The sequence below is a fragment of the Mucilaginibacter sp. genome (genome assembly GCF_028287845.1).
GTDB lineage: Bacteria > Bacteroidota > Bacteroidia > Sphingobacteriales > Sphingobacteriaceae > Mucilaginibacter.
On record NZ_JAQBOW010000027.1, the window covers coordinates 1 to 12405 of the forward strand.

General features: G+C 39.3%; 13 protein-coding genes. 3 read left to right on the top strand and 10 right to left on the bottom strand.

Features of this window, described 5'->3' with window-relative positions; translation table 11 throughout:
• From JWP71_RS02290 to sppA, 6 genes are all read right to left on the bottom strand, one after another.
• On the bottom strand, window positions 1-595 hold a 595-nt coding region (locus JWP71_RS02290; RefSeq protein ID WP_299496655.1), incomplete at its 3' end, for a porin family protein.
• 9 nt (window positions 596-604) lie between these two features.
• Window positions 605-1570: a glycosyltransferase family 9 protein gene (locus tag JWP71_RS02295; RefSeq protein ID WP_299496657.1), complete on the bottom strand. Its 966-nt coding sequence runs from the start codon at window positions 1568-1570 to the stop codon at window positions 605-607.
• A 9-nt stretch (window positions 1571-1579) separates the two neighbouring features.
• Entirely contained in the window at window positions 1580-2083 is a 504-nt protein-coding gene (rfaE2, locus tag JWP71_RS02300) for a D-glycero-beta-D-manno-heptose 1-phosphate adenylyltransferase (RefSeq protein WP_299496659.1), read from the bottom strand.
• Between the two features lie 20 nt (window positions 2084-2103).
• Window positions 2104-2658 (bottom strand): D-sedoheptulose 7-phosphate isomerase, encoded by a 555-nt coding sequence (gmhA, locus tag JWP71_RS02305; protein WP_299496661.1) that lies wholly within the window; start codon window positions 2656-2658, stop codon window positions 2104-2106.
• A gap of 10 nt (window positions 2659-2668) precedes the next feature.
• Window positions 2669-4342 (bottom strand): DNA polymerase/3'-5' exonuclease PolX, encoded by a 1674-nt coding sequence (locus tag JWP71_RS02310; RefSeq protein ID WP_299496664.1) that lies wholly within the window; start codon window positions 4340-4342, stop codon window positions 2669-2671.
• A 119-nt stretch (window positions 4343-4461) separates the two neighbouring features.
• Window positions 4462-6219, bottom strand: coding sequence for a signal peptide peptidase SppA (sppA, locus tag JWP71_RS02315; protein ID WP_299496666.1), 1758 nt, complete (start codon window positions 6217-6219; stop codon window positions 4462-4464).
• Between the two features lie 88 nt (window positions 6220-6307).
• Between sppA and folK the strand changes: the two genes are divergently transcribed.
• Window positions 6308-6787 carry a 2-amino-4-hydroxy-6-hydroxymethyldihydropteridine diphosphokinase gene (gene folK / locus JWP71_RS02320; protein ID WP_299496668.1) on the top strand — a complete coding sequence of 160 codons (480 nt, stop codon included), beginning with the start codon at window positions 6308-6310 and terminating at the stop codon, window positions 6785-6787.
• Between the two features lie 22 nt (window positions 6788-6809).
• A complete protein-coding gene (locus JWP71_RS02325; RefSeq protein ID WP_299496670.1) occupies window positions 6810-7181 on the top strand; it encodes an Hpt domain-containing protein in 372 nt (123 codons plus the stop codon).
• Here JWP71_RS02325 and purS read toward each other — a convergent pair.
• The 3 genes from purS to rho form a co-directional block, all read right to left on the bottom strand.
• A complete protein-coding gene (purS, locus tag JWP71_RS02330; RefSeq protein ID WP_299496672.1) occupies window positions 7178-7432 on the bottom strand; it encodes a phosphoribosylformylglycinamidine synthase subunit PurS in 255 nt (84 codons plus the stop codon). The genes JWP71_RS02325 and purS overlap by 4 nt on opposite strands.
• The gene (locus JWP71_RS02335) at window positions 7413-8135 is read right to left on the bottom strand and encodes a CDP-alcohol phosphatidyltransferase family protein (RefSeq protein ID WP_299496674.1); all 723 of its coding nucleotides are present in this window, start codon (window positions 8133-8135) and stop codon (window positions 7413-7415) included. Before JWP71_RS02335 ends, purS begins: the two co-directional genes overlap by 20 nt.
• A gap of 80 nt (window positions 8136-8215) precedes the next feature.
• On the bottom strand, window positions 8216-9835 hold the full coding sequence (rho, locus tag JWP71_RS02340; RefSeq protein ID WP_299496677.1) for a transcription termination factor Rho: 1620 nt from the start codon (window positions 9833-9835) through the stop codon (window positions 8216-8218).
• A gap of 316 nt (window positions 9836-10151) precedes the next feature.
• Here rho and pyrF point away from each other — a divergent pair, with 316 nt between their 5' ends.
• Window positions 10152-10982, top strand: coding sequence for an orotidine-5'-phosphate decarboxylase (gene pyrF / locus JWP71_RS02345; RefSeq protein ID WP_299496718.1), 831 nt, complete (start codon window positions 10152-10154; stop codon window positions 10980-10982).
• A 42-nt stretch (window positions 10983-11024) separates the two neighbouring features.
• Here the strand turns inward: pyrF and JWP71_RS02350 are convergent, their stop codons facing one another.
• Window positions 11025-12389, bottom strand: coding sequence for an exonuclease domain-containing protein (locus JWP71_RS02350; protein ID WP_299496679.1), 1365 nt, complete (start codon window positions 12387-12389; stop codon window positions 11025-11027).
• Window positions 12390-12405: the final 16 nt, after the last annotated feature.

A 12405-nucleotide genomic window follows, 5' to 3' on the forward strand; every position in this document is an offset into this window, starting at 1 on the left:
ACTCCCTGTTCTTAACAACACTAGTACCCGAATCTTGTTGGGTGGTTGATGCAATATTATTTATCCCCAATGAATAAGCCAGGTTAAATGTTAGTTTATTGCGAAATTCAAACCCTGTTGAAAAACCTAATCCGGTATCAAATTTTTGAGCATCATCAGCTTTACCAAATCTCACATTATCAGAGGTACTGCTCCCGGGAGTTTCATAATCCAGCTTACCACCTAAACCCATTGCCGCATAGCCTCCGGCTCCAATATAGAAAACGCCAAGATCAGTAAATTTAAATTTCCTTAAAACATTCACCGGGAGCTCCAGATAAGTTAAATGAGTGGTAGTGGTTAACGCATCATTATATACCACAGACCCCTTACCGGATATGCCTATACCTGCCTCCAGCCAAAATCCATTTTTAAACGGCATTTGTGCTATCCCCCGTATATTAAATGTCTTTATAGAACCCGCTGCAATAATATACGCATTATTAATTTTTTGGTAAGCCAACCCACCCGAAATTTTTGCACCATAAGTTATTTGCGCACCTGCATAAAAACAGGTTATTAACAACAGGCAGGTAATTATTATCGCTTTTTTCATAATGCTAAACTACTTGTTTACAAATTCTGTTATAGCATTTTCATCAATATCATACATACATTTAAAATGCCCCAAGGGGCAGGCAGGCAATCCAAATTTAGAGCATGGTCTGCAAGGTAATTCAACATCTGCCACTAAAACTTCTTTCACTTTATAGGGTTGTACACCTAATAACTGGGGCGCGGTGCCTCCCCATATAGATACAATGGGTTTATCAAACGCTTCAGCTATATGGGTTAAACCAGTATCAAAGCCAATAATATTAGTTGCTTTTGATACCAAAAATACCGATTCATCCAACGAGGTTATACCGCAGGCATTGTAAATTTTAGCACCAAGCATGCCTGCTATTATATCGCCGTTTGCTTTGACATCGTTACCACCCAGCAAAACAACAGGACTATTAATTTCACTGCATATATTAATTATCTTTTCATTAGGCATGCGTTTAGTAAAGTGCGTGGCTCCAATTACGAAAACTATATATGCTCCCAGGTGCGAAACGGGCAGCAATTTATCCAGCTGATGGTCTGCTTTAATGTAATAATCAATAGGTTGCTCATCATTTTTTACATTTAAAAACTTTACAGCTTCCATATACCTATCAACCAAATGAACGGGTGGCACCAAATTTAAATTTAGTTTTAAACTTAACCATTTGCGGATGGCTTGTTTTTTATAAGTTGATGAGCGGATACCTGTTCTGAGCTTAATTAATGCAGTACGCAGGTTATTATGCAGATCTATAATGTAATCATACCGCTCCGCCTTTATATCTTTTATCGTATCAGACAGATTGGGCTTTAATAAAAGCAGTTTATCTACGTAAGGGTTATTATCGTAAATGTATTTAAACGCTGGCTTGGTTATAAAATGAACTTCGGCACCGGCTAATTGCTTTTTAAGGCATCGCACAACAGGCGTTGTGTAAATTATATCGCCCATAGAGCTAAAGCGGATAACCAGTATCTTCATTTGGTAAGCTTAGGTAACCTGGTTCCTTATTCTTTGAATAATGGACGTTGAGGAATATCCATCAACAAAATCAATGGTTTTTACTTCTCCCCCATTAGCTATAACTTCTTTAGCACCAACTATGTTATCGATGGTATAATCGGCACCTTTAACCAATATGTCCGGCAATAAAGCAGTGATCAAATTAAGCGGTGTATCTTCTTCAAACACAACAACGGCATCAACAAAAAACAATGCCGCCAATAATGCCGCGCGGTTATTCTGGTCATTTATAGGGCGACCATCCCCTTTAAGGCGCTTTACAGAGCTATCGGCGTTCAAGCCTATAATTAGCTTATCGCCCAATTCTGCTGCCTTTGCCATATAGGTTATGTGGCCAATATGCAGCAAATCAAATACCCCATTTGTAAATACTACCTTTTTACCCTCAAATTTCCAGGCAGCTATACGGTGCTTAAGCGTATGCAGATCGGTAATTTTATTTAACAGTGTTTTTTCAAGATTGATCCTCATAATGTAAATATAAGCAGCAATTAAAAAAGATCATCTACAGCTTTACACAATATATGCCCTATAAGAATATGCATTTCTTGTATACGTGCAGTAATAGTTGATGGTATGATGATATTAAGATCGCATAACCCGTTCATCTGGCCGCCATCCCTGCCCGAAAGCCCTAACGTATTACAATTGATAGCTTTTGCTGTTTTAAAAGCATTTAGTACTCCCTGGCTATTGCCGCTGGTAGATATGCCGATAAACAAGTCGCCGGGCTGAGCCAGAGCCTCCAACTGACGCGAAAATACGTACTCATAACCATAATCATTAGCAATAGATGTTAGTGCCGATGTATCGGTGGTTAAAGCAATCCCCGGCAATGCTTTCCTGTCTTTCACAAAACGCCCACTTAGTTCTGCAGCAATGTGCTGCGCATCTGCAGCGCTGCCGCCGTTGCCGGCAACTAAAACCTTATTACCGTTTTTTATTGCGGTAGTTATCATGTCGCAGGCTTTCTCAATATCAGGCGCAAGCGTATCAATTACCTTTTGTATAATATTTTGATGATCCTTAAGTTCTTCAATAACCATTTTATTAAATTTATTTTTTCTTCGTTTTAAACACTTGCGTTATTTCCTGCAATGATAAGGCATTCAAACATCTTTCCTTGTACAATCCACCTTTTCGGGCAACTATTACTCCGTAATGCATATCTAAAAATCCTTCAATGCGGTGTGCATCCGGGTTGATTGATAACCAAACGCCTTTATCTAATGCGTATTGGTGCCAGCGCCAGTCGAGATCAACACGTAACGGATTAGCATTAACTTCTATTACTACATTATTGGCGGCACAGGCATCAATTACCTTTTTATAATTAATTGCATATCCATTGCGGCTTAACAATAAACGCCCGGTTGGATGGCCAAGTATAGTAGTGTACGGATTCTCAATTGCTTTTATCAATCTTTCGGTTGCCTTTTCTTCGCCCATTTTTAAATTGGAATGAACAGAGGCCACTATAAAATCAAACTTCTTTAATATCTCATCCGGATAATCCAGCGAGCCATCATTTAAAATATCAGACTCGATGCCTTTGAATATATGAAAACCATCTAATTTTTTATTCAAATGATCTATTTCTTCCTGTTGCTGCAATACTCTTTCAATACTTAGGCCTTTGGCGTAGAAAGCGCTTTTGCTATGGTCACAAATGCCCAGGTATTCCAGTTTTAATTTATCCCGGCAATACAGTGCCATTTCTTCCAATGTGTTAATGCCATCGCTCCATGTACTATGGTTATGTAGTGCACCTTTTAGGTCATTATATGATATTAGTTGCGGTAATTCATTATTTTCGGCTCTTTCAATAAACGTGTTTCCCTCGCGTAACTCAGGCTTTATAAAAGCTAACCCGGCTTTTTGATAGATTAGCTCCTCGCTTTCGGGCTGGTCAGCTTCATCTACGCTGCGTTCCAAAACAGAATTTACATGTTCATCATTGCCGGTTTTGAGGAATAATGTTTTAAAAAAATATCTTTTTTCAACCACAAAAATGGTAACCTTTAAGCCATTGTCGGTTTCGCCAATCAAATAATTTTCTTTTATGATTTGGTTGTTCAGTATGCCTGAATGCGAAATAGTTTGAAAAGCAATTTCCTGGTCGCGGCTGCCCACAATCACAATAAGTTCTGTAATGATCTCGCAAAGCCGCCTGTATTCCCCAGCAAACTCCATTAACGCATTCGAAAACATGCTTTTTATTTGATCTGTCAGCTTATCAGCTTCGGGCTCAACCTGCGCATATAAAAATTTACCGCTGCTGGCCATTGCAAATTCAATAACCTTACGTATCTCATCCTGAGTTTTCAGGCCGAAGCCTTTAGCTTCTATCAGGCGGTTTTCGTTACAGGCATAATACAGCTCGCCTATAGTTTCAATACCCATATCATGCCAAATGGTTGATACCTTTTTAGCGCCAATACCTTTTATCTGCATCATTTCTACAACGCCGGGCGGCGTAGCTGCCAAAAGCTCATCCATCTCTACCATGGTGCCGGTATTTAAAAGTTCTACTATTTTAGCTGCAAGGCTTTTGCCTACTCCATCTATCTTTTCCAACTCTGCGTAGCTTTTACCCTCAACCTTAAAAGGCAGCTTATCCACCTTAAAAGCTGCGTTAGCTATTGATTTAATTTTGAAGGGATTAATATCATGCAGTTCCATTAACTGTGATAATAAGCGAAGTTTACGGGCTATGGCTTTGTTTTCCATAATTAGATTAAGCAGTAAAAATACTAAAGCTGTTGCTTAGTTCATAGATATGATAAACAAATAAGCCTTACTAGTTTTAAAACTTAGTAAGGCTATCATATATCATTTAGCAAAGAAATTTATTTCACCACCACATCATACTCCATCCTTGCCAATGGGATACGCATCATTGAGGTCATTTTTTTAATTTGCTCATACACGCGGTAGTTCTCGCCTAGTTCTGATTGTAGTATACGGGTTTTCATCTCTACACCAAAGCTTTGCCCCAATTTGTTGAAAACACTTTTTTGCTCGGGATAGGCAACCAGTCTGTAATCTTTAAGCTTAGCTTTTTTTGCTGCTGATTTCACTGCATCCTCAATATTACCTAAACGATCTACCAGGCCAATATTAACGGCCTGTGCGCCCGTCCAAACGCGGCCCTGCCCTATTGTGTTAATATATGCCTGTGTTTTATGGCGTCCTGCTGCAACTGCTTTTGTAAAATCATCATAACCATGGTTTATTTCGCTTTGCAGTATGGCTCTTTCTTCGGGCGTTAGCGGCCGGGTAGTATTACCCAGATCTGCAAATTTACCGGTTTTAACACCATCAAAAGTTACACCCAACTTATCATTAAACAGTTTTTGCATATTTGGCAAAATAGCGAAAATGCCTATCGAGCCTGTTATGGTATTAGGTTCGGCAAATATAGAATCGGCCGCGCAAGAAATATAGTATCCGCCGGATGCCGCAACATCACCCATAGAAACTATTATGGGCTTTACCTTTTGGGTAAGCATTACCTCGCGCCATATCACGTCTGATGCCAATGAACTGCCACCCGGCGAGTTTACACGCAATACTACTGCCTTTATCTTTTTATCTAATCTTACCTTACGCAAAGCTTTTGATATGGCTTCAGAACCAATACTATTATCACCACCCTCGCCACCACCAATCTCGCCCGAGGCATAAACCACCGCTATTCGATTGGTAGAAACCTCTTTCATATCCTCTTCGCTCTTGCTATATTCGGCTATATCAACACTTTTTATATCGTCTTTAGCCTTAACGCCTAAACGTTGTTTAAATTCATCTAAAATCTCGTCTTTATACTTTAAACCGTCAACCAGTTTATATTTCAAAGCATCTTCGGGTTCTTTAATACGCATCTGATTTGCATAAACAAATAATGAGTCTTTGTTTATACCCCTGCTTTTACTAATGCCGGTTAAAAAGTGATCATATAACGATCCCAGGTATGAGGTAACCTGCAGGCGGTTGGCATCGCTCATCCTGGTAAGTACCAATGGCTCAACAGCGCTTTTATAAGTGCCTACTTTAATTATCTGCGCCTCTATACCCAATTTATCCAAAGCACCTTTTAAGAAAGTGATATTTGAGTTAAAACCATTAAATTCCAAAATGCCTTTAGGATTGATATAAACTTTATCTGCAACGGACGCCAAATAGTAAAATCCCTGTGTATAAATCTCGGAGTAAGCAATAATAAATTTGCCTGATTTTTTAAAGTCTATCAGGGCGTTGCGTATTTCTTCCGTAGTGGCTTCGCCAGATAGCATGTAGCTTTCATCTAAAAATATACCCTTTATTTTATTATCTGCTTTTGCCTTTTTTATATTAGCTAAAATATCTTTTAGCCCTATCGCTTTATCGCCGTCAAACCCCAAAAAACTTAATGCGGCCAATGGATTGTTTGCAGTACGCTCTGTTATAGGGTATTTTATAGCTATATGTAAAACCGAGTTAGCATCAACTACTACCGTATTATCACTACCGGCTGCTATAATACCTATAAAAACAAGAACTATAATTATGGTGGTTAATATGATGCCAACGAATGTTGCTAATACAAATTTGAAAAATTGCTTCATTTACTATTATAAATATTATATCTATGCAAACTTAATAAAACCATGTGGTATAATATTAAGAGCCACATCTATAATATTTGTTACAACAATGAATAACGTATTTTTATTATTAGGCAGTAATTTGGGGGATAGGAAACTATTTTTGCAACAAGCCATAAGGCATATAGAATATGATATTGCTCCAATTATAAAAATATCATCAGTTTATGAAACACAGTCATGGGGAAAAAGTGATGAGCCTGATTATTTAAATCTTGTTATTGAACTGCAAACCGACTTATCGGCCCAAACCATACTTGAAAAAATATTAGCTATTGAAGATGTGATGGGGAGAAAGCGGGCAGAGAAATGGGGATCGCGCATTATTGATATTGATATTTTATATTATAACGCGGCTATTATTGATGAACCTGGCTTGCAAATACCACACCCCGAATTACATAAGCGCCGGTTTACTTTAGAGCCGCTGGCAGAAATAGCACCCGACCTTATTCATCCGGTTTTACACAAGAACAGCTTACAATTGAAAAAAGCTTTGAAAGATAACTTAATTGTAAAAAAATTATAAATTTGGGTTAATATAACCTTTTATGTCAAACATATCACCTAATCTTGACCTTTCCTTATTGCATGAAATTGCAGATGGCAACAACGAATTTATTATTGAGTCGATAGATATGTTTTTACAGCAAGCCCCGCCCTCATTGCAGGATATAGGGAACGCATTAAAGGAAATGGATTGGGCAACTGCAGCATCGGCAGCACATAAACTAAAAGCTACCCTGGGATTTTTTGGTATGTTAAATAGCCAAGCCTTAATTCAACATATTGAATTAAGCTGCAAAACCGGTGCGCCAAATGCCGTGGATGTATTAACCAAGCTTGACGAGGTACGGGCGTCGATAGCTGCTAATACCATCGCCCTATTAAAAATAAAAGAAGAAGCTGAAACTAAGCTTTAAACCTGCTCTATGGTATAGCTATAGCTCTCCATAATTAAATTGGCCAATAAATTTTTACAGGCCAACTCTACTTTTTCATGAGCAATTGCTTCACTGTCGGCTTCTATTTGCAGGGAGATGTGCTTGCCAATGCGTATGTTTTGTATTTCGGCCAGACCCAAATTTTTCATACTTCCGGTTACGGCTTTTCCTTGTGGATCAAGTATTTCTTTTTTGGGCATTACGTCTATTTCAGCCTGGAATGTTGTCATCTGCTATTTTGAATTGAATTATGGATAAAGTGATATAGATAAATATAACCACCGGAACTGCAACAAATTTAAAAAATAGTATCAATATTGCCGAAAACAACAGCAGTAAATAGCGATATATATTTTTGTTGAAGTCTTTATTTTTAAATTTAAGCGACATTAACGGCAGTTCGGCTACTAACAGCGCGCACATAACTACTACAAATACAGTTAAACCATAAGGGTTTAATATATAAACCGCCAAATTACTGTATTGCTGAATTATTAGCGGAAACGAAGCAATCAATATAGCATTGGCTGGTGTGGGTAAGCCAATAAATATTTCAGCCTGTCGACTATCTGTATTAAACTTAGCCAGCCTAAGTGCCGAAAATACGGGTATTAAAAAAGCGCTAAAGTTTAAAAACATACTTACATGAGGTATTTGCGGGGCCTGCAAAAACAACTCATATAATATAACTGATGGTAAAACACCGAAACTAACCATATCGGCCAGCGAATCCAATTCTTTGCCGATACCCGAAAAAGATTGTAGCACACGCGATGCAAAACCATCAAAGAAATCAAAAATAGCTGCTAAAAAAAGCGCGTAGGCTGCAAATATTAAATTTTCCTGGAATGCAAAAACAATACCAACGCACCCGCTAAACAGGTTTGCACAGGTAATGGCATTAGGAAGGTGTTTTTTAACCCGCGTCTTCATTTTGGTAGAAAGGTATCAAACTTATATTAAGTGTTTGCTATTTGCAGGCAAATATATCTGCAAATAGCAAACCAAAAATATTAAGAATTCATTGATATTAAGAATTCTTCGTTAGTTTTTGTACCCCTTATCTGGCTTTGTAAGAATTCCATCGCCTCAATCGAGTTCATATCAGCTAAATGGTTACGCAGTATCCATATACGCTGTAAGGTTTCCCTGTCTAACAATAAATCATCACGACGTGTACTTGAAGCAGTAATATCAATAGCCGGGAACACGCGTTTATTTGATAATTTACGATCCAGCTGTAACTCCATGTTACCTGTACCTTTAAATTCTTCAAATATAACCTCGTCCATTTTTGATCCGGTTTCTGTTAAAGCTGTAGCGATGATAGTTAATGAGCCGCCATCTTCAATATTACGGGCGGCGCCAAAAAACCGTTTAGGCTTGTGCAACGCGTTAGCATCAACACCACCTGATAATATTTTACCTGATGCCGGTGCCACTGTATTATAAGCTCGCGCCAAACGGGTTATAGAATCTAATAGTATAACTACGTCATGGCCGCATTCAACCATACGTTTAGCTTTTTCTAATACGATGTTAGCTATCTTCACATGACGCTCTGCAGGCTCATCAAATGTTGATGAAACAACTTCGGCACGTACGCTGCGGGCCATGTCGGTAACCTCTTCAGGGCGCTCGTCTATCAACAGGATAATCAAATATACTTCAGGGTGGTTCTTGGCGATAGCGTTGGCCACATCCTTTAATAACATGGTTTTACCTGTTTTAGGCTGTGCCACAATTAAGCCCCGCTGCCCCTTACCTATCGGCGAGAACAGATCCATAATACGGGTCGAGTAATTACCCGGATCTGTAAACAAGCTCAGTTTTTCTGATGGGAAAAGTGGTGTTAAGTGATCAAACGGAACACGGTCACGTACTTCGGCAGGTATACGGCCATTAATGGCCTCTACGCGTACCAATGGGAAATATTTTTCACCTTCTTTTGGCGGGCGTATGCTGCCGCGAACGGTATCGCCGGTTTTAAGGCCGAATAATTTTATTTGTGATTGTGATACGTAAATATCATCAGGAGACGTCAAATAGTTGTAATCAGACGAACGCAGGAAACCATAACCATCCGGCATAATTTCCAGTACACCTTCGTTTACAATAACATTATCAAAATCAAGATTAATAGCAGGATCCTGGCTTTTTTGATTATTAACCCGGCGCTCAAATTTCTGCGGGCGGCCCTCAGTAGCGGGTTCTTCAGCCATGGCTAATGGCATTCCGTTTTCTTGTTGCTCTGCAACGGGCTCAGAAACGGCTACTGCTATTTCTTCGGCCTCATCTGTCTGCGGCTCATCGTCCTGCAAGTCAAATAAATTTGTATCATCTAACGGCACATCCACCCGCGGCAGGTTAGTATTTTTTATGGTACGTATTCTATTACGTGTTTTCTTTTCCCCACCTTCTTCGGTATTGGATGTAGTTGCGGTAATTTCGGCGTAGTTATTTTCTACAGTATTTTGTTGTGCCCTGGCAGCTTCAATTAATTGCTGCATTTGTACAATATTGGTAATTAGCTCGGGCTTCCTAAGTGCATCGGCATCAGCTATACCTAAACTTTTAGCAATTTCGCGCAACTCAGAAACGAGTTTGTCGTTCAATTCGGTTTTATCAGACATGATATGAATTATAGTTCAAAAGGATTTTTATTACGATAGTTATTCGTGAGTCTTAAATCTATTATGCTCAGATTGTTTTGAAAGAAATTTATTTGCAGCTTGTTTTGCAATGTTTAAAACCAGGTGACTTTATATGATAAATAACGAGGAATTTTAAAATTGTTTCTTTAGTGCAAGAAAAATTCAAAGGATAACAATGCAATTTTAAGCAAATAATTTAAAATATCAAACTTTTTAAAAAAATATCTTTAAATAAGCCAACATTAAGGTAATTTTTAGTTTTTTTGAGCCTACAAAAAATCAAGCACCTTACATGATTACTCGCCCGCAACTGATAGACCAGATCAAACAAAAAAAATCCTTTTTATGCGTAGGGCTCGATACCGATCTGGATAAAATACCCCAATTTTTAAAACAATACCCCGACCCTATCCTGGAGTTTAACAAACGCATAATTGATGCTACCAAAGACTTGTGTGTGGCTTATAAACCAAACTCGGCTTTTTATGAAAGCTATGGTGTTAAAGGGCTACAAAGTTTGATTGATACCTGGAAATATTTACCCACCAATTGTTTAAATATAATAGATGCCAAACGCGGCGATATTGGCAATACCTCTGATAAATATGCCAAAGCTTTTTTTGATGAAGCAACGTCAGGAATGAGTTTTGATGCAATAACGGTTACGCCTTATATGGGCAATGACAGTATTACTCCTTATTTAAAGTATGAGGGTAAATGGGTGATAATATTAGCGCTTACCTCATCCGTAGGCAGTAAAGATTTTCAATATTTAGAAACCGGCGATGGCTATCTGTACGAAGCCGTAATTAAAAAGGCCAATACCTGGGCAGGTGCCGATAGGATAATGTATGTAGTTGGCGCCACAAAAAGCACCGAGTTTACCGCTATACGTAAATACGCTCCTGATAACTTTTTACTGGTACCCGGCGTTGGTGCACAAGGCGGTAGCCTGGAAGATGTTTGCAAATACGGCATGACCAAAGATTGCGGCCTTTTAGTTAATGCCTCGCGCTCCATCATCTACGCCGGAAATGGTGAGGACTTTGCAGATGCCGCACGTGCAGAAGCTTTGAAAATGCAGCAGCAAATGCAGGTGGAGTTAGAGAAGGCGGGGGTAATATAATAAACACTAATTAGTCGAATTGTAGTGAAATTAGTTTTTATCTCATTCAAACACCACTTTCCGTTGCGGGAATTTCTCCGCATAATTAGCTACCAGATTTTTAATATAATCATTCCCCGGGTATGGTGTAATATAGTTTTTAAGCTGCTGTAAGCTCTCCACATCAAAATAGTGCGAGATATAGCCCATACCATAAAACTTACCCTTCTCGACCAGTATACAGCTATGCTCGTCGTCGGTACGGCCTTCATCGCGGATGGCAAAGGTGGGCAGCGCCTTGTTTAGTTCGGCAATAGCGAGGTTTACCTTTTGGTTATAGCTATCGGCTGTTTCTATCCCTGTGCAGGCGCATTGATCTTGTGCTGTGCCCGTACATGGTTCTGTATTATTTTGAATGAAGCAAAGCTTAGGACAAAGATTAAAAGTTTCAATCAGTTGGTTCAATATGGCCCGGCCCTCCAGCATGGAGTTGCAGGTATAAATTGCTCCGGTATATTTACGGTGCTTATCAACCGCCAAACGCATATAGCCACGTTGATCTTCGAACATATACAGGCCATAGGCATGTTCAAAGCGTTTTAATGATCGATTGTATTTTGGCCACAGGCGCTTTATCTCTACCGCCTCTAAAACAAATGCTATCAGCTCTGTACCGCAAATCTGGTGGGTTACCTGGTGAATATCGCGTAAAAAACCTTGTCTTTGCACACCCGGGTTATTACCCACAAAATGACTGCTTACCCGTTTCTTTATATTTTTGGCCTTACCTACGTATATCACTTTTCCTTTTTGATCGTGAAAATAATACACGCCCGGTGTCGACGGTAATTGCTGCACCGCGATTTTTGGCAAATTAGGCGGCAGTACCTGTTCTTTAGAGTTTTGTTTCAGGGCCTGTTTAATATGATCCTCTTTATCGTTACGCAGCAGCAGGCTAAATAATTCAGATGTAGCGTCCGCGTCGCCCATCGCGCGGTGACGGCTTTCGTTATCAATACCCAAATGCCGGCAAAGCTTACCCAGGCTGTATGACGGCAAACCCGGCATTATTTTACGGCCCAGCCTTACGGTGCATAATTTATTGCTCTGTAACTCATACCCCGCCGCGGCGAGGTGATAACGCACAAATGAATAATCGAAATTTACGTTATGGGCAACAAATATTTTGCCGTGCAGCATATGGTAAATATCAGCAGCCACATCTTCAAACGGCGGCGCTACGGCTACCATTTCGTTAGTAATGCCTGTTAAGGCGCGTATGTAAATAGGTATATCCCTGCGGGGATTTACAAGGGTGCTAAAGCGTTTAGTTACTTTTTTACCATCATGTAAGCAAATAGCAATTTCGGTTATACCATTTGCGCTGGCATGCCCTCCCGTGGTCTCAATATCTACAATTGCATACATGATGTTAAATTTGCTA

Coding starts and splice junctions, on each gene's coding strand:
- JWP71_RS02295 (WP_299496657.1), bottom strand. CDS start 1,570: ATGAAGATACTGGTTATCCGCTTTAGCTCTATGGGCGATATAATTTAC.
- rfaE2 (WP_299496659.1), bottom strand. CDS start 2,083: ATGAGGATCAATCTTGAAAAAACACTGTTAAATAAAATTACCGATCTG.
- gmhA (WP_299496661.1), bottom strand. CDS start 2,658: ATGGTTATTGAAGAACTTAAGGATCATCAAAATATTATACAAAAGGTA.
- JWP71_RS02310 (WP_299496664.1), bottom strand. CDS start 4,342: ATGGAAAACAAAGCCATAGCCCGTAAACTTCGCTTATTATCACAGTTA.
- sppA (WP_299496666.1), bottom strand. CDS start 6,219: ATGAAGCAATTTTTCAAATTTGTATTAGCAACATTCGTTGGCATCATA.
- folK (WP_299496668.1), top strand. CDS start 6,308: ATGAATAACGTATTTTTATTATTAGGCAGTAATTTGGGGGATAGGAAA.
- JWP71_RS02325 (WP_299496670.1), top strand. CDS start 6,810: ATGTCAAACATATCACCTAATCTTGACCTTTCCTTATTGCATGAAATT.
- purS (WP_299496672.1), bottom strand. CDS start 7,432: ATGACAACATTCCAGGCTGAAATAGACGTAATGCCCAAAAAAGAAATA.
- JWP71_RS02335 (WP_299496674.1), bottom strand. CDS start 8,135: ATGAAGACGCGGGTTAAAAAACACCTTCCTAATGCCATTACCTGTGCA.
- rho (WP_299496677.1), bottom strand. CDS start 9,835: ATGTCTGATAAAACCGAATTGAACGACAAACTCGTTTCTGAGTTGCGC.
- JWP71_RS02350 (WP_299496679.1), bottom strand. CDS start 12,389: ATGTATGCAATTGTAGATATTGAGACCACGGGAGGGCATGCCAGCGCA.